This is a genomic window from Rhodanobacter sp. Col0626 (genome assembly GCF_049994385.1).
Lineage (GTDB): Bacteria > Pseudomonadota > Gammaproteobacteria > Xanthomonadales > Rhodanobacteraceae > Rhodanobacter.
This window is the reverse complement of record NZ_CP188260.1, coordinates 610,959-628,319: the sequence shown is the minus strand read 5'-3', so window position 1 is coordinate 628,319 and position 17,361 is coordinate 610,959. Positions and strand designations below refer to the sequence as shown.

Below are 17,361 nucleotides of genomic sequence, written 5' to 3'. Positions count from 1 at the left end.
ACCACACCTACTTCGCAAATCACAAGGCGAGCCAGCTTTAACAAGCCTTAACCCACCATTAGCAATCTGACTCCTCGCGAACATTAAGTCGCCAAATAACAAAAAGTCAACAATAATAACTTGCGGATATAAGTAATAAATTACGGTTTCATCCAGCATGATCCATAATGCTCGCCACTGGGACTCGCAACGTTATTTCCGGAGACCCATTGCGTGAGGAATTCCGCCCAATGCGAATCTTTCTACGCCGCTCTCTACGAAGGCTGTGACGCGGATATCACAACTCATGTGACAAGGGAACGACGATTACCAATAACGGATTAGTAAAAACTTGCGATGCCTGAAAGTCGTATCAGGGCGCAACGACGCATTTTCTTTCAAAACGTAATTATTTTCGATGCTGTTTCTCGTTTTGTTAATCCAGGAACCGCCACTCCGGATATTCGCGAATCTGGCTTTCAACGACAGTCAACGGCATTTGGATGCGACTCGAAGATCAATGAGCGCCACCGTGCGACCGCATGCAAACGTCCGAAGAAGACCCGGCCTGGATGGCGAACGCCTGGCCTTGGCGGCGACAGCGATCGTCACTCGATTTTGATGCATGGCGACATCGGCGGGATCAGGCGGAAGCGTCGGTCTCGAGTCACCCCTTTGCGCGGCAACCGCAACCATGGCTTCACGGGATGATCCGCCCGGGAGCATCCGCGCGCGGAACACCCGACCCCCTGATATCGCCCACCCTATCCTCGACCCACGCCGGCTCGGAGCGATCAATCAAACGCCTCTTCTTCAAGCGCAGACGCCACGCGCTGCGAACGGGTTGGCTCCCTGAACGCGGATTCCACGCCCATTTTCGATGGATCATCCCTCTGGTTCCGAACGGCTTCCGTACATCCTGTTCGGGCACTTTTCCCAGATGCTGCAGTCACTTGTGTCGTGATATGTTTCGCTTGCCATTCATGACGGGGGAAGACGTATGCGGATGGGCCTGGCTATCGATGCGGCCTGCGATCTTTCGCAGGCGTTCCTGCAGCAGCACGACGTCACCATCATGCCAATCACCGTGCGGGTGGACGGCGAAGTCTTCATGGATGATCGCAGGCCGGCCGAGATCCAGCGCTTTGTCGACCGCCGGCTTGGCAGCCGCAGCCATTCGGCCGAAACCGAGCCCTGTCCGGTCGAAGACGTGCAGAGGTTGTTCCTCGAAAAACTGGTGCTGGAGCAGGATTGCGTGTTCTGCCTGACCATCACGGCCACCCGTAGCCCGATCAACGAGCACGTCAACAAGGCCAGCTTCGCGATCCTCAAGAACTATCGCCAGGTGCGCGAGCAGGCCGGCATCCCCGGCCCGTTCATGATGCGCGTGATCGATACCCGCAACATCTTCGCCGGCGCGGCACCGGCAGTCCACGAGGCGGCGCGGTTGATCGCGGCGGACGAGCCGCCCGCCGTGATCCGCGAAAGAATCACCCATATCGCCAACCATACGTATGGCTACATGTTGCCGCGCGACCTGTACTACCTGCGCGCCCGTGCCAAGAAGAAAAACGATCGCAGCGTCAGCCTGGTGAGCGCGATGCTGGGTTCGGCGCTGGACATCAAGCCGATCCTGCGCTGCTTCCGGGGTGAAACCGGCCCGGTCGGCAAGGTGCGTGGTTTCGAGCAGGGCGCCGAAGCCCTGTTCAAATATGCCGCGCAGCGGGTCCGTGCCGGCCTGCTGGTGCCGATGGTATGCGCCAGTTATGGCGGCGATCTCGCGGTGCTGTCGCACCTGCCCGGCTACGCGGGCCTGCGCGCGGCCTGCGAGGAATGTGGCGTGGAGTTGATGGAAGCGCCGATGAGCATCACCGGCATGGTCAACGTGGGCGAAGGAGCCGTGACACTGGGCTTCGCCGCGGAAGAGCACGCGGCCGAATTTTGAAGTCTCATCGCCGGCCGCGGCCTGCAAACGACGGGATTCAGAACCCGTAGCTGAGGAACCCGCCATCCACCGCCAGTACCTGGCCGGTGACATAGCTGGCCGCAGGCAGGCACAGGAAGGCGATCGCCGCGGCGACCTCCTCGGGTTCGCCGATGCGTTTCAAGGGCGTGCGCTCGAGCACTTCATCCAGATAGTCGTCATCGGCCAGCGCCGGCTCCGAACGCTGGGTGCGGATGTACCACGGCGCCACGGCGTTGACGCGGATACCGTCCACCGCCCATTCGACCGCCAGGTTGCGGGTGAGCTGGTGCAGGGCCGCCTTGCTCATGCCGTAGGGCGAACCGGTGCGTACATGCGTCACTGCCGATACCGAGCCGACGTTGACGATCGCCGCGTTGGCATGCTGCACCAGATGCGGATGCGCCAGCCGGCACATCTCGAACGCGGAGAACAGGTTCTGTTCGAAAACCGCGCGGTATTCGTCCTCCCGATAGTCCAGCGTGGCCTGGGGGATGTTGCCGCCGGCGTTGTTGACCAGCAACGACACCGGCGCACCCAGGTCGGCGATCCAGTCGAACACGGCAAGTCGTTCCTCGGCCTCGGTCAGGTCCGCGCCGAAGGCCAGCACCTCGACATCCGCGAACTCGTCGGCCAGTTCCACCCGCACCTGTTCGAGATGGTCCTCGTCGCGCGCCACCAGCAACAGGTCGGCGCCCAGGCTGGCCAGTTCGCGTGCGGTGGCATAACCGATGCCCTTGCTGGCACCGGTGATCAGGGCGGTATGGCTTTGCAGTTGCCAGGCATCGGGACGGCTGTTCATGCGTGCAGCTTAAAACGTCGCCGCCGGCGCGCCTAGCGACAGCTTGCCTGCGACGATGCATGGCGGGACACTCGGCACTTCATCCACGCGCGGAACCGCCATGAAGACGCTGCTGCCCATCCTGCTCTGCGTGCTCGCGCTCGGCGCCTGCTCCAACAAGCCGCCGGAACCGAAGGCGAAGGCCGACGTGGCCACGCCGTTCGACGCGCTGAAGGCGGACGAGCAACGCGCCAAGGATGTACAGAAGGTCGTCGACAAACAGGCTGACGACCAACGCAAGCAGATCGAGGCGCAGACCCAGTAAACCGGGCGGTCTGGCTCAGGAATGCGCCACGCCTACCGCGGGGTGCACAGACAATCGGCATAGATGTTCGGCGTGCCGGCTTTTGCGCTACGCAGCAACTGCAACTCCGGCGCCAGCGCCGGCAGCTGGGCCACCCAGGTCGGCAGGCGAATACCCCAGGACTGCATCACCTGCACGCTGGCACTGTGGTTGAGGCCGATCAAAAACTGCTGGAACCCGCCCAGCGGCGTCTCCACGTAGCGCACGGGATAACCCTGACCGAGCTTGGCCAGGGTGGCCGCATCGGCGACCGCCGCCCCGAGGCCGCCAAGCTGGTCCACCAGCCCGCGTTCCAGCGCCTGCTTGCCGGTCCACACGCGACCCTGCGCAATCGCGTCGATCGCTTCGTAACTCTTGCCGCGCGCCTTCGCCACGTTGCCGACGAAGTCGCGGTAACCCTTGTTGATGATCGCCTGGATCACCGTGCCCACTTTCGGATCCAGCGGTCGGCTGATGTCGAATGCGCCGGCCATCGGCCCGGTGCCGACGCCGTCGCTCTGGATGCCGAGCTTGGCCAGCGTGTTGGGTACGGAGTAATACATCCCGAAGATGCCGATCGAGCCGGTGATGGTGTTCGGTTCGGCGAAAATGCGGTTGGCGTTCATCGAGATCCAGTAGCCGCCACTGGCAGCCACGTCACCCATCGACACCACCACCGGAATGCCGGCGGCACGGGTCAACGCGATCTCGCGGCGGATCTGTTCGGCCGCATACACTTCACCGCCGGGGGAGTTGACCCGCAGCACCAGGGCCTTGGTCTTGCGATCCTCACGTGCGCTGCGAATCAGCGCAGCCGTGGATTCGCCGCCGATCGAACCCGGCGACTGCTTGCCGCCGGCGATCTCGCCCTCGGCGACCACGATCGCCACGCCGGGTTCGAAGGCATTCCCATCCGTCGGCAAGCTGGCGATATAGCGGGACAGGTCGACCTGGCGGAAATTGTGACCCTTCTTGTCGGCCGGCACGCCGGCCTCGCGCATCATCGCAATGAGCTCGGCACGAGTGGCCACGCCGTCGGCCAAGTGCTCGTTCAAGGCCAGCTGCGCAAGATCACCCTCGGTGCTGGCGATGGTCTGCGGCAGGTTGTCGATGTCGGCGCGCAATGCGGACGGATCGAGCTTGCGCAGGGCGGCCACCTCGTCGAGGTAGCTGTCCCACAAACCGCCCATCCAGTAGCCGTCGGCCTCTTTTGCCTCATTCGAGGCATGGTCGAGGATGTACGGCTCGGCCGCACTCTTGAACTCGCCGACGCGGAACAGGTGCACGTCGACGCCGAGCTTGTCCAGCAGGTCCTTGTAGAACAGCCGGTAGTTGGCCAGCCCGGTGATCATCACACCGCCCTGCGGGTCGAGCAGTATGCGGTCCGCATGCGCGGCGAGGTAATACTGGCCCTGATCCAGATTCACCGCCCACGCCGTCACCGGCTTGCCGGCCGCGCGAAACCGGTCCAGTGCCGCGCCAACTTCGCGCAACGCCGCGAAGCCGCCGCCCTGCAGCTCGTCCGGCAGCAGCAGGATGCGGCTGATCCGCTTGTCCTTCGCCGCCGCATCGATGGCATCGACCATGTCGCGCAACTGCACCTGTTTCGGCTCGTCGCCGGACAGGCCGGCCAGCGTGCGTTGCAGCGGATCGATGCTGTACTGCTCGACCAACTGGCCACGCGGCTTGAGCACCAGCACGCTGTTGTCCTGCACCGCGCGTTCCATCCGGCTGCCGGCCACACCGGCGGTCAGCAGCAACAGCAGCGCGAACAGCACACCGAAAAACACCAGGTTGATGACCACCAGCCTGATCACGTTGATACCGCGCCCGAGCACGCACAGGAAGGCCCAGAAACCGTTGCGGCGGCGAGGCGGCGGTAGCGGTGGTGTCATGCGTGCATTTCCAAGGGTCAGGTGATCAAGCGTAGCCGGTCATGCCGGCGCGGTCATCGGCGCGCCGCGTCGCCAACGCTGTTTCCAGGCGCTGCGCCAGAAACGGGTGAACAACATGACGGCCGCCACCGACAGGCCAGCGATCAGCCCGATCCACATGCCGCGCGCGCCCATGCCATGGTGGAACGTCAGCCACCAGCCGACCGGCATGCCGATCACCCAGTACGCGAACAGGGTGATCGCCATCGGTACGCGGGTGTCCTTGAGACCGCGCAACGCACCGTTGGCGGCGACCTGGATGCCGTCGGAAAACTGGAACAGCCCGGCCAGCATGATCAGTTGCGCAGCCAGCACGATGACTTTCGGATCGTGCGTGTACAGGCCCGCGATGACATTCGGCAGGCTCAACATCAGGCCGGCGGAGAACACCTGGGTGACCAGGGTCAGGCCGATGCCGCAGAAGCCAGCATAGCGCACGCCACGCTCGTCCCCGCGCCCGACCGCATTGCCGACGCGCACGGTGATCGCCATCGCCAGCCCGAGCGGGATCATGAAGAACAGCGAAGCGATGTTGATCGCCACCTGGTGGCTGGCGATCACGTCCTCGCCCAGTGTGGCGATGATCAGCGCCGTGGCCACGAACAATCCGGCCTCGGCCAGCAGGGTTACCGCCATTGGCAGGCCGATGTGCACGAGCTGCCCGATCCGGCGCAGGTCCGGCCATTCGAAATGATCGAACAGGCCCAGCCCGCGATAATTGCGGCGGAAGACCACATACGTGCCGAACGCCAGCATCTCGATCCACAGCACGATCGCCGTCGCCACGCCGCAACCGTGCGCGCCCTGTGGCGGGATGCCCAGCTTGCCGAACATCAGCACGTAGCCCAGCGGCACCAGCAACGCCAGTCCACCCAGGCTGAAATACATCGACGGCCGGGTCAGCGACAGGCCTTCGGACAGGCCGCGCAACGCGAAATAACAGGTCAGCGCCGGCGCGCCCCAGCTGATCGCCAGCAGGAAGCGCTGCACGTCGTGGCGCAGGCTCGGGGTCACGCCGATCAAGTCGATCAGCGGCCCGGCATGACGCACCCCGAACCACAGCACCACGCCCATCCCCAGCGCCAGCCACAAAGCCTGGCGGAACACCGCGCCGACCTCCGGCCGACGGCCGGCACCATCGAGCTGTGCCACCGACGGCGGCACCGCCATCATCATGCCGATGCCGCTGACGATCGCCAGCGACCAGATGCTGGCACCCACCGCCACCGCACCCAGCACGTGCGCGCTGACATGTCCGGCCAGCACCGCGTCGATCACGTTGCTGCCGATCGCCGCCAGCTGGGCGCAGATCAGCGGCAACGCAAGGCGCACCGTGGCACGCATTTCGTGCATCAGATGGGCGCGTTCGGGGCGAAAGGGTTTCATCGACACAGCAGACTCCAGGACCGGGCATTCTACCTGAGCCATAGGTCACGTCCGTCCGGCGTGCAGGCTGTGCGAAGATCACCCGCTGCACCGGACGGGGACCGCGATGAAGCCGATGATCAGTTACGAGGGACTGCATTGCGCCAATTGCGGCGCGCCGATGCAGGGTGAGTTCTGCCACGAGTGCGGCCAGTCGATCCACAGCGTGCTCAAGCCGGCGCATCACATGGTCGAGGAGACCATCGAGACCGTACTGCACATTGACGGCCGCATCGTGCACACGCTGCCGCCGCTGCTGCTCAAGCCCGGTTTCCTCACCATGGAGTATTTCGCCGGACGGCGAGTGCGCTACATCGCACCGTTCCGGCTGATGTTTGTGATATGCCTGCTGTCGTTCTTCGTGTTTCATCTGGCGATCGACCAGGTGTCCTCCAAGATCGTGGACCGCGGGCCCACCGTGACCGTAACCGGGGAGACGTTCAAGGACGCCGACACTCCGAAGGAAGTGCGCAAGGCGCTGAAGAATCAGCTCAAGACCCTGCCGCACATCGCCGCCTATGGCGTGCTGCCGCGACATCAACTCGAATTGGCCGCCCAGAACATGCAGCAACAGGCGAACAAGCGCCTGATTGAACTTGGTGCCGCCCCGATGCCGGCTACCTCCGTCGCCATACCGCCAACCATCGACACCGACACCGATCCGAACCCGGTCCGGATCGCCTGGCTGCCGGAAGTGGTGAACGCCAGGCTGACCCGACTGGGCCACCAGATCCACAACAACTGGCGGACGTTCAAGGACGGCGACCCTGCCGCCCGCAACGAAGCCAAACAGCGAATGATCAACGGTGTGTTCAGCACGCTGCCGGCCACGATGTTCGTGCTGATCCCGGTGTTTGCGGTACTGCTCAAGCTTTTCTACGTATTCCGTCAGCGGCTATACATGGAGCACCTGATCGTGGCCCTGCACAGCCACGCGTTCATGTTCCTCAGTCTGCTGCTGATCACCGCCACCGGCATGCTGTCGACCTGGCTGCACCCTCATGCCGCATGGACCGGCTATGCGCTGGGCTGGGTCCAGACACTGCTGATGCTGTGGATTCCGACCTATCTGCTGATCATGCAGAAACGGGTCTACCACCAGGGCTGGCCGATGACCGTGCTGAAATTCTGGTGCATCGGCTGGTGCTATTTCTGGCTGTTGATGCTGGCGCTGGTGATCGCGGGTGTGCTTGGCATAGCCCACTGAACGGCACTTTACGGCCCGTGCCACGGCGGGTTTTGCACAGCGTCACGAACCTGTCAAGGTGAACCGTCGGGGTTTGTCAATTTTGTGAACCCTGTCGCGGGGGTCATTTGCAGGTTATTGAAAAATATTGTTTTTTTTGCGTGCTGAAAACGTCGTCAAGCTGTCGTGAAAGGCGCTGCAGTGCGCTTTTTGACGCCCCCTCCCCGCTGCATCCACAGACTTATCCACAGCTCTTGTGGATAAGCGCAAAAACCCCCGACGGTTAGTCACTTACCCGGCATTCCTCGATAGGCCGGGAGCAAGTTCGCGTAAACCGCACCGCCGATCCAACTCTCGTCAAAACGGTCTATACGTGAGGCGCTATCGGTGCCGCGGTTACACTGGCCAGCCAAGAGGTAGTCCATGCCCGCTGTCCTTCGCGTCGCCCTGCCGGTGCCCCTGCCAACCCTGTTCGACTACCTGCCACCTCCAGCGGGCGAAGCCTGCGTGGGCGCTCGGGTACTGGTGCCGTTCGGGCGCGGCAAACAGGTTGGCGTGGTGGTGGCGGTCGATGCCGAGGCAACTGTCGGCCGCGGCCGGCTGAAACAGGCGCTGCGGCTGCTCGACGACGAGCCACTGCTCGACAGCGAGCTGATGCAGTCCCTGGCCTGGGCTGCCGACTACTGGCTCGGCGCGCCCGGCGAGGCGTACGCGAATGCGTTGCCGCTGGCCCTGCGCGAAGCGAAACCGTTGCCGGCAATCGGCGATGAATACTGGTCCCTCACCGACGCCGGCCGCAGCGCCCGCGATGCCGGCAGCCGCCGCGGCGCCAGCAGGATGTTGCTGGACCTGCTTGCCGCAGGCGCCTTGAGCGCGCAGGAATTGAATGAACGTCATCCCGGCTGGCGCGTGGCGGCGCGTCGGCTGGCAGGAACCGGCCTGCTCGAACGCAGCGAACGGCCGCCGCTGGATCGGCCGCTGCCGCCATCATTCGCACCACAACTCAACGACGAACAGCAACAGGCCGTCGCCGCCGTGGGCGCGAGTCTCGGCCAATACCAGCCGTTCCTGCTCGACGGCGTCACCGGCAGCGGCAAGACCGAGGTCTATCTCGCGCTGATCGAACAGGTGCTGGCACAAGGCAAGCAGGCCTTGCTGCTGGTGCCCGAGATCGGACTGGCGCCGCAGACCGTGCGGCGCCTGCGCCAGCGGCTCGGCGTGATCGTCGAAGTGCTGCATTCCAACCTGTCCGAGGGCGATCGCGCGCGGGCCTGGCTGCGCGCACGGGCAGGCACCGCACGCGTCATCCTGGGCACCCGTTCGGCGATGTTCACGCCGCTGCCGCAAGCCGGCCTGATCATCGTGGACGAAGAGCACGACAGCGCCTACAAACAGCAGGAAGGTTTCCGCTACCACGCCCGCGACCTGGCCCTGGTGCGTGGCCGTGCGCTCGACGTGCCGGTGGTGCTCGGCTCGGGAACGCCGTCACTGGAGTCGCTGGCGAACGCCGAGGCCGGCCGCTATCGCACCTTGCATCTGCGCGCACGACCGGGCGCAACCCGCCCGCCGCAAGTACAGATCATCGACATGCGCGCACAACGGCTGGAACACGGCATGTCGCCTGCCCTGCTCGCCGCGGTGGCGGACACGGTCGGGCGCGGCGAGCAGGCGCTGGTCTTCCGCAATCGTCGCGGCTATGCGCCGGTGCTGTTGTGCCATGCCTGCGGCTGGCACGCCGACTGCCCGCGTTGCGATCGTCCGCTGACCCTGCACGCCGGTCGCCGCCAGCTGATCTGCCATCACTGCGACTATCGTCAGCGCCTGCCGCTGGTTTGTCCGACCTGCGGTGCCGGCGATCTCAAACCGCAGGGGCAGGGTACCGAGCGGCTGGAAGAGGCGCTCACCGCGCAGTTTCCGCTGTTGCCGGTACTTCGGGTGGACCGTGAAACCACCCGCCGCCGCGATGCCTTCGAACAGTTGCTGGCCACGCTCAAGGACGACCAGCCGGCGATCCTGGTGGGCACCCAGATGCTGGCCAAGGGCCACGACCTGCCCAACCTCACCCTGGTCGCCATCGTCGGCGTGGACGAAGGCCTGCACAGCGTGGATTTTCGTGCCAGCGAACGACTCGCCCAACTGGTGGTACAGGTCGCCGGCCGCGCCGGCCGCGCACGCAAACCCGGTCGCGTGGTGCTGCAGACCCACCAGCCGGAACATCCGCTGCTGCGCAGCCTGCTGGCACACGGTTACGCCGCCGCCGCACGCGAACTGCTGGCCGAGCGCCAGCTGATCCAGCTTCCACCGTACAGCCACCAGGTGCTGCTGCGCGCGGATGCGCCGCAACGCGAGCACGTCGATGAATTTCTCGCTGCCGCGCACGCTGCCCTACCGCAAGGCGACCAGTTGCAGATCGCCGGGCCGATGCCCGCGCCGATGCCGCTGCGGGCCGGCCGTCATCGCGGCCAGTTGCTGCTGGAGGCCGCCCATCGTCGTGCGCTGCATGGCATGTTGCGCGCCTGGCAGCTGGCCTTGACCGCTCTGCCAGCGGCGCGGCGGGTACGCTGGTCGCTGGATGTCGATCCGATCGACCTGTATTAGGCCAGTCAGCCGGCGTCCGGTCGCAACGAACCCGGCTTCACCAGCCAGCGCACGGCCAGGATCCCCAGCTCGTACAGCAGACACATCGGGATGCCCAGCATCATCATCGAGGTGATGTCCGGCGGGGTGATCAACGCGGCGATCGCGAACGCGCCGACGATGGCGTAACGCCGTGCGCCACGCAGTTTTTCCAGGTCGACCACACCGATCGCGGCCAGCACCACCACCGCCACCGGTACCTCGAAGCAAAGTCCGAATGCGAAGAACATCAGCATCACGAAGTCGAGGTAATGGGAGATGTCGGTCATCATCTCCACGCCCTGCGGCGTCACCGCGGTAAGGAAGCGGAACGCCGCCGGCAACACCAGGAAATACGCGAACGCGCAGCCGACATAGAACAACCCCATCGCCGCGATCAGCAACGGTCGCGCCAGCCGCTTCTCGTGCTTGTACAGACCGGGGCTGACGAAGGCCCACAACTGATACAGGATCACCGGCATGGTGATGAAAAGAGACGTATAGAAGGCCAGTTTCAACGGCGTGATGAACGGACTGGTGACCTCGGTGGCGATCAGGTGCGCGCCTTGCGGCAGGCGCGCCACCAGCGGCGCGGCGAGCTCCGAGTACAGCCGGTTGGCAAACGGCACCAGCGCCAGCAACACCAGCACCACCGCCGCCACCGCCTTGAGCAGGCGCGTGCGCAATTCCAGCAAGTGCGAAAACAGGCCTTGTTGCAGGCTGTCGGCGACGCTGTCCGTCCCGGACTCGGGCGGGTCGGACTCAGGCCTGGTCATGGGGTGCTTTCCCTGAAAGCGGCGACGGTTCGCCCAGCGGAAGCTCTGCCTGCCGGTGATCGACCGGTGCATCGTCGACCGCAGCCAGCTCGGGTGCAACGAGTTCCGCTGCAATGGTCGCGGAGGGCTCGGGCTTCACCAGCGCCGCGATCTCTTCGGCAGTCTTGCTCAACGGCTCGTGCATTTGCCGCACGCCATCCCTCACTTCGTTCTGGGCCGCCTCGGCCTGCGCAGCGGCAGCCCGAGCGGTACGCCGGATTTCCTCGATTTCCAGTTCGCGCTCGACCTCGGCGCGCACGTTGTCCCAGCCACTGCGCACGCGTCGCAACAGCGCGCCAGCAGTACGTGCGGCGCCAGGCAGCTTTTCGGGACCGAGCACGATCAACGCGATCAGGGCGAGCAGCACCAGTTTGCCGAGACTGATCTCGATCATCGCCGCACTCCGCCCACCGCGCTTACTTGGTTTCGCTGGAGTCGCGCTGACTCTGCGTGGTGGTGCTGTCGACCGGCGGCGGATCGGCACGCAGCTGCTCGGCCTCCTTGCGCCTGGCTTCCTCTTCCTTCTGCTTGGCCTCGTCGTCGCCGCTGAGGCCTTTCTTGAAGTCGCGAATGGCCGCACCGAGGTCCGGTCCGAGATTGCGGATCTTCTTGGTGCCGAATACCAGCAGCACGATCACCAGCAGGATGAGCCAATGCCACACACTGTCAAAACCCATAATCGACCTCTGAACCCGCCTTGGCGGAGCGACTCTGCGCGGAGTGCAGCCATACCTGCACGATCAACGCGAAGTGTACTCCTCAAGCCGGTCGCGGAACTCGATCACCGGCCCCGGCACATTGCTGACGCCACCTTCGAAGATGCGCCGCGGCGTGATGCCGGCGCCATACACGGCCTCGTTGGCATCGTAGTCGATGCGCAGCGCCGAACCATCCAGCGCGACGCCGGCGAACAGGCCGCGGGAACGTGAATACGAGTAGATCTCGGCCTTCAACTGGCCATCGGTGGCGGCGGAAGCGGTGCGTCCGACCGGACCCGCCGCCGCGGACGCGTCGGCACCGAGCGTGAACTTGCCCTTGACGATCGAGTCCACGCCGCGCTGGGTGCGAAACACCAGCACCACGTCGGTCGACGACACGCCAGCCTGGAAGCCCACGCTACCGCCGGTCATGCTGATGAAGCTGGGATTGGACCAGGTGCCGTCCGGACTTTTCACGGAAATCAGGCCTTCGCCGCGACGGCCGCCGAAAACGAACCCGACCTTGAGCAAATCGGGAATCACCGCGATGGCCTTGGCATCGCGCAGCAGATCCTGCGGGATCGCCTTGTCCGGCGCCTGCATGATGTCGGCAAGTACGCGCACCGCGTTCTTCGCACGCACCAGCGGCGGATCCTCGGCATGCGCGGCCATCGCCGGCAACAACAGGGCCAGGCCGATCAGCAGCAGACGTTGCACTCGAGTCTTCATCATGGGCAGCTCCACTCCACACAGGTTCGGGATGGCGCGACGCGCCGCGGCGCGCCGGGCTTGTGGCAGACTCCATGGCTGATCCAGCCACGACCGTCACGATGCCAAGCAGCAACCACTATACCGGCGTTGCCAGCCAATCCGATGCAACGTCCATTCAGCCCGTTCAGGCAGGCGTGCTGCTGGTCAACCTGGGTACGCCGACCGCGCCCACCGCGCGGGCGCTGCGTCCGTATCTTGCCGAATTTCTGGGCGATCCGCGGGTGATCGATTACCCACGCTGGCTGTGGTGGCTGATCCTGCACGGCGTGATCCTGCGCCTGCGGCCGGCGCGATCGGCGCACGCCTACGCACGTATCTGGAACGAACGCGGTTCGCCGCTGCGCTGCGGCAGCGAGGCGCTGGCCGAAGGCCTGCAGGATGAGCTCAACCGACAGCGGCCAGGCAAGTTGCGGGTGGCGTTGGCAATGCGCTACGGCGAGCCGTCGGTGGCACGCACCATCGAACAATTGCAGCGTGCCGGCGTACGGCGGTTGCTGGTGCTGCCGGTGTATCCGCAATATTCGGCCACCTCCACCGGCGCGGTGATCGATGCGGTCGCCGATGCGTTGAAGTCAATGCGTTGGCCGCCGGAGCTGCGCTTCATCAACGACTATCACGACGATCCGGCCCACATCGACGCGCTGGCCACGAGCATCGAACATTGGTGGGCCGCGAACGGCCGGGGCGAAAAGCTGCTGCTGTCGTTCCACGGCATTCCCGAGCGCTACGTGCAGCTTGGCGATCCTTACCTCGATCAGTGCCAGACCACCGCACGGCTGCTGCGCGAGCGGCTTCAGCTGGATGAAAACAGCTTGGTCGTCAGCTTCCAGTCGCGTGTCGGCCGCGAGCGCTGGCTGCATCCATACACCGATGCCACGGTGCGCCAACTGGCCGCCGACGGCGTACGCAAGCTCGACGTTGCCTGCCCCGGCTTTGCCGTGGATTGCCTGGAAACGCTGGAAGAAATCGCCATGCAGAACCGCGACTTCTTCATCGCCGCCGGCGGCGAGTCGTTGCGCTACATCCCCGCGCTCAACGACAGCGTAGAGCAAGTGAACAGCCTCGCGGCACTGGTCAACCGACACATCGAAGGCTGGCCGGAATCCATCGCTTGAACGCGCCGGTCGAACAATCCATCGCGCTTGCGCACCTCACGCTGGCGGCGCAGGCATGGGGAGACCAGGCGCTTCCGCCACTGCTGGCGTTGCACGGCTGGCTCGACAATGCCGGCAGCTTCGCCCTGCTGGCACCGCAACTGGCCACGCGCTTCCGGGTGATTGCGCTGGACCTGCCCGGCCATGGCCACTCCGCTCACCTGGCTCCCGGCGCCAGCTATCACTACCTCGATTACGCGCAGTTCGTGCTTGCGGCGGCGGACGCGCTGGCACTCGATCGCTTCACCCTGCTCGGCCACTCGCTCGGCGCGGGCATCGCGGCGCTGGTTGCAGCAGCACGGCCCGAGCGGATCCAACGGCTGTTGCTGATCGAAGGCCTCGGCCCGCTCGGCGATGACGGCTCGCATACGCTGGAGCGTTTTCGCGATGCGCTGGCACCGCGCAACAAGGGCAAACCGCTGCGGACATTCCGCAGCATCGAACAAGCCGTCGACGCACGCAGCGTGGTTGGCGGCCTGTCCGCCGAACTGGCGCGACCGATCGTCGAGCGCGGGCTGATCGCGGCGGACGGCGGCTGGCGCTGGCGCAGCGATCCGCAACTGACCCGGCCCAGCCCCGCCCGGCTCGCCGAATCACAGATTCACGCACTGCTGCGAGGCATCAGCGCGCCCACGGCGCTGATGCTGGCACGGCCCTGCGCGCCGTACCTGCCCGTCGAGCCCATGCGGGCGCGCGCTGCCTGCGTGCCGGACATCACCGTCACACAGATGGACGGCGGCCATCATCTGCATCTGGAACATCCGGCCACCGTGGCCGAATGGGTACGTGAACATACCCGGCACCGACCCGTGCGGCCTGACTGACGGCACATTCCATCGCCGGGTAGCGCACTAGAATGGATGCCATGCAGCGTTTCACCCGCGCCAATTACGGATCACCCCAGCGACTGCGCTCGAGCGGCGGCCTGCAGGTATCGACCACCGCCTACGCCGGCGATTCGAGCCTGCCCATGCACGAGCACGACGACGCCTATTTGTGCCTGGTCGCTGCCGGCAGCTATACGCAGCAATGCGCTGGCCGGGACAGCGAGTGCCGCAGCGGCATGCTGCTTGTGCATCCGCAGGGACTGCGCCACGCGAATCGTTTTTCCCGGCAGGGGGCACGCTGCCTCAGCATCTTCCTGTCCGCCGAACTGGGCGCCAGCGATGGCGTCAACCATCTGCTCGAGGACAACCGGCAACTGCGCCTGCCTGACAGTGCGCGCCTGCTGGCGCGGATCGAAAGCGAACTGGCGGCCACCGACGATGCCGCGGCACTGGCCTTGCAGTCCGCCGTACTCGAGCTGCTGGCGCACGCCTGTCGCCATGGCGAAGGCGAGCAACGCCCGGGCTGGCTCGTTCGCGTGATCGAACGCTTGCATGACGATCCGCGTGCCAGCGTGTCATTGAGCGAACTGGCCGCGTTGGCGCACGTCCATCCCTCGCATCTGGCACGGCGATTCCAGCAGGCACAAGGGGTTTCCGTGGGCGAGTACCAGCGCAGGCTGCGCATCGCCATGGCCCGCAAGGCGCTGGCCAGAGGCACGCAATCGATCGCCGAGGTGGCTGCCGAAGCCGGTTTCGCCGACCAGAGCCACTTCGCCCGCGTGTTCAAGCGCGTGGTGGGCCGCTCGCCGCGTGACTTCCGGCAGGCCATGCAAATCGCATCCTGATCGGTCAAGCGCGTCCTAGACGGGTTCCGTGCAGTCGGACCAGCATGGATCAACCGCTCCCGGAGTTCCCCGCATGCTACCTCGCCCACCATCCTTGCCCTGTCGTCTGCTGCTGCTCGCCGGCCTGCTTCTGCCCAACGCGCTGCTGGCCGCGCCGGCCACCGCCGACGACACCGCCACACTCCTGCGCGAGCTGCGCCAGGCGCATGGCGGCAACCACTGGAACGACATCGGCGCCTTGCTCGCGGACGGTCAGCAGACCAGCGATGGATTGAGCGGTGCGATGCATGCCGCCATCGACCTGCGCAACGGGCACTTCGTCGTGCGTGCACGCAATCCGGTCTATCCCAGCGGCGACGGTCTCGACGCGCAGGGCCGCTGGCACCAGGACATGTCGGGGCTGATCCATCCCTACGACTCCGCCGAGGCCAGGGCGATGGCCGTCACCGAGAGCTGGGTGCAGCGCTTCGGCGTGCTCACCGCACCGGCCTCCGCAAGCTATCGCACGTTGCCGGACGTGACGGAGAACGGCCACCGCTTCGCGCGGTTGGAAGCCTCGCTGCAAGGTGGCCGCACGGCGACGCTGTGGATCGACAAGGCCACGCACCGGCTCGACCGCGCCGTGTGGCCCGGTTCGTTCCTGATCATGACCCAGCGCTACACCGACTACCGTCCGGTGCAGGGCCTGCAGCTACCGTTCCGGATCAGCAACTCGGCCGCCACCGCGACCGGCACCTCCGACGGCGACAGCATCGACGTCATTGACCGCTATCAGCCGCTGGCGGCCCTGCCGGCGAACGCCCTGGCGCGCCCCGACCCGACAGTCCGCGATGTCAGCATGCAGGGCGACGCGAAACGCACCACGGTGCCGATGCATTTCCAGGGCAACGTGCTGCTGGTGGACGTACGCATCGATGGCCATGGTCCATTGCCCTTCATCCTGGACACCGGCGGACACTCGATCCTCACCGACGACGCGGCGAAGAAGCTTGGCCTCGCCAGCCAGGGCAAGGGCGTCAGCACCGGTTCCGGGCCGGGTTCGATGAGCACCGCGTACACCAGGGTCACCCACCTCACGATGGGCGGCGCGGACATCCGCGACCAGACGTTCCTGGTGATGCCCTACGGATATCCGTTTTCCGAGCGCGGCGGCAAGGAGCCGATCGCCGGCATCCTCGGCCTGGAGATCTTCGAGCGTTTCGCGGTGACCTTCGATTACGACCACCAGCAGTTGATCCTGCAACCGTTCGACCACGGCACACCGCCAGCCGAAGCGAAGGGCAACACATTGCCGCTGCGTTTCACCTACGACATGCCGTCGATCGACGCCAGCGTGGACGGCAAGCACGGCGTGTTCGGCGTGGATACCGGCAACTCCGGCTATCTGCTGCTGTTTCCGCAATGGGTGGAGCGCGAAGGCCTGCTCGCCCATTACGCCACCGGCTATCCGCAGCCGACCGGCGGCGTTGGCGGTGCGTTCACTTCGCACATTGCGCACGTGCGTTCGATGCAACTCGGCGACGCGGCGATGGGCACACCGCTGGCGCAGCTGACCCGAGCCGATGCCGGCGCCACCGGCAACCCGACCGAGGCGGGCAATATCGGACAGGACGTACTGTCACGCTTCAACGTGCACTTCGACTACCGCCGCCAGTCGATGACCTTACTGCCGCGCCACCGGCTTTCGCCACGCCGGTTCGCCGCCGCAGGCCTGCGTGCGGCCAAGGTCGATGCCAGCCACGGCGACCGCTTCAAGGTCAGCTGGGTAGTGCCCGATGGCCCGGCGGCCAAGGCCGGACTCAGGAAAGGCGACGAGATCACCGCGGTCAACGGCAAGCACGTGCAGACGATGGGCAGCGACGATTTCCGGCAGGCCGCCAACGGCCAGGCCGAAGGAGCATCGCTGATGCTCACCCTCGCCGACGGTCGCCATCTGCATGTCGTCCTGCGCGATATCGCACCCAGGTAACCTGGCTATCGGCGAACCGCTGCCGAGCCCGACGAGGTGGCGGTAGCACGCGGCG

Annotated in this window: 14 protein-coding genes and 1 pseudogene; 8 read left to right on the top strand and 7 right to left on the bottom strand. The window is 65.4% G+C overall.

Features of this window, described 5'->3' with window-relative positions:
• Window positions 1–979: 979 nt before the first annotated feature.
• Window positions 980–1,924 carry a DegV family protein gene (locus ACPPVV_RS02510; RefSeq protein ID WP_426701908.1) on the top strand — a complete coding sequence of 315 codons (945 nt, stop codon included), beginning with the start codon at window positions 980–982 and terminating at the stop codon, window positions 1,922–1,924.
• A 37-nt stretch (window positions 1,925–1,961) separates the two neighbouring features.
• Here ACPPVV_RS02510 and ACPPVV_RS02505 read toward each other — a convergent pair whose 3' ends face one another.
• A complete protein-coding gene (locus tag ACPPVV_RS02505) occupies window positions 1,962–2,744 on the bottom strand; it encodes an SDR family oxidoreductase (RefSeq protein ID WP_426701907.1) in 783 nt (260 codons plus the stop codon).
• A gap of 100 nt (window positions 2,745–2,844) precedes the next feature.
• Here ACPPVV_RS02505 and ACPPVV_RS02500 point away from each other — a divergent pair, with 100 nt between their 5' ends.
• Window positions 2,845–3,048, top strand: coding sequence for a hypothetical protein (locus ACPPVV_RS02500; RefSeq protein WP_426701906.1), 204 nt, complete (start codon window positions 2,845–2,847; stop codon window positions 3,046–3,048).
• 32 nt (window positions 3,049–3,080) lie between these two features.
• Here the strand turns inward: ACPPVV_RS02500 and sppA are convergent, their stop codons facing one another.
• Together sppA and ACPPVV_RS02490 are read right to left on the bottom strand one after the other, a co-directional pair.
• A complete protein-coding gene (gene sppA, locus ACPPVV_RS02495; protein ID WP_426701905.1) occupies window positions 3,081–4,961 on the bottom strand; it encodes a signal peptide peptidase SppA in 1,881 nt (626 codons plus the stop codon).
• A gap of 39 nt (window positions 4,962–5,000) precedes the next feature.
• On the bottom strand, window positions 5,001–6,386 hold the full coding sequence (locus tag ACPPVV_RS02490) for an MATE family efflux transporter (RefSeq protein ID WP_426701904.1): 1,386 nt from the start codon (window positions 6,384–6,386) through the stop codon (window positions 5,001–5,003).
• Between the two features lie 106 nt (window positions 6,387–6,492).
• On the opposite strand from ACPPVV_RS02490, the gene ACPPVV_RS02485 reads away from it, so the two are divergent.
• Together ACPPVV_RS02485 and ACPPVV_RS02480 are read left to right on the top strand one after the other, a co-directional pair.
• Complete coding sequence (locus ACPPVV_RS02485; protein ID WP_426701903.1) at window positions 6,493–7,632, top strand: DUF3667 domain-containing protein; 1,140 nt, start codon at window positions 6,493–6,495, stop codon at window positions 7,630–7,632.
• 402 nt (window positions 7,633–8,034) lie between these two features.
• Window positions 8,035–10,209, top strand: coding sequence for a primosomal protein N' (locus tag ACPPVV_RS02480; protein ID WP_426701902.1), 2,175 nt, complete (start codon window positions 8,035–8,037; stop codon window positions 10,207–10,209).
• 5 nt (window positions 10,210–10,214) lie between these two features.
• Here the strand turns inward: ACPPVV_RS02480 and tatC are convergent, their stop codons facing one another.
• The 4 genes and pseudogenes from tatC to ACPPVV_RS02460 all read right to left on the bottom strand — a co-directional run.
• Window positions 10,215–11,003 carry a twin-arginine translocase subunit TatC gene (gene tatC, locus ACPPVV_RS02475; protein ID WP_426701901.1) on the bottom strand — a complete coding sequence of 263 codons (789 nt, stop codon included), beginning with the start codon at window positions 11,001–11,003 and terminating at the stop codon, window positions 10,215–10,217.
• Window positions 10,990–11,436: a Sec-independent protein translocase protein TatB gene (tatB, locus tag ACPPVV_RS02470; protein WP_426701900.1), complete on the bottom strand. Its 447-nt coding sequence runs from the start codon at window positions 11,434–11,436 to the stop codon at window positions 10,990–10,992. Before tatB ends, tatC begins: the two co-directional genes overlap by 14 nt.
• A 22-nt stretch (window positions 11,437–11,458) precedes the next feature.
• Window positions 11,459–11,719 carry a Sec-independent protein translocase subunit TatA gene (tatA, locus tag ACPPVV_RS02465; protein WP_426701899.1) on the bottom strand — a complete coding sequence of 87 codons (261 nt, stop codon included), beginning with the start codon at window positions 11,717–11,719 and terminating at the stop codon, window positions 11,459–11,461.
• A 66-nt stretch (window positions 11,720–11,785) separates the two neighbouring features.
• Window positions 11,786–12,457, bottom strand: a pseudogene (locus ACPPVV_RS02460) (lipid-binding SYLF domain-containing protein); the annotation flags it as partial.
• Between the two features lie 113 nt (window positions 12,458–12,570).
• On the opposite strand from ACPPVV_RS02460, the gene hemH reads away from it, so the two are divergent.
• The 4 genes from hemH to ACPPVV_RS02440 all read left to right on the top strand — a co-directional run bounded on the left by hemH (window position 12,571) and on the right by ACPPVV_RS02440 (window position 17,306).
• Entirely contained in the window at window positions 12,571–13,626 is a 1,056-nt protein-coding gene (gene hemH, locus ACPPVV_RS02455) for a ferrochelatase (RefSeq protein ID WP_426703145.1), read from the top strand.
• Window positions 13,623–14,489 carry an alpha/beta fold hydrolase gene (locus ACPPVV_RS02450; RefSeq protein WP_426701898.1) on the top strand — a complete coding sequence of 289 codons (867 nt, stop codon included), beginning with the start codon at window positions 13,623–13,625 and terminating at the stop codon, window positions 14,487–14,489. The genes hemH and ACPPVV_RS02450 overlap by 4 nt, the downstream gene beginning before the upstream one ends.
• A gap of 41 nt (window positions 14,490–14,530) precedes the next feature.
• Window positions 14,531–15,337, top strand: a complete 807-nt coding sequence (locus ACPPVV_RS02445; RefSeq protein WP_426701897.1) for a helix-turn-helix transcriptional regulator — start codon at window positions 14,531–14,533, stop codon at window positions 15,335–15,337.
• A 73-nt stretch (window positions 15,338–15,410) separates the two neighbouring features.
• The gene (locus tag ACPPVV_RS02440; protein ID WP_426701896.1) at window positions 15,411–17,306 is read left to right on the top strand and encodes an aspartyl protease family protein; all 1,896 of its coding nucleotides are present in this window, start codon (window positions 15,411–15,413) and stop codon (window positions 17,304–17,306) included.
• Window positions 17,307–17,361: the final 55 nt, after the last annotated feature.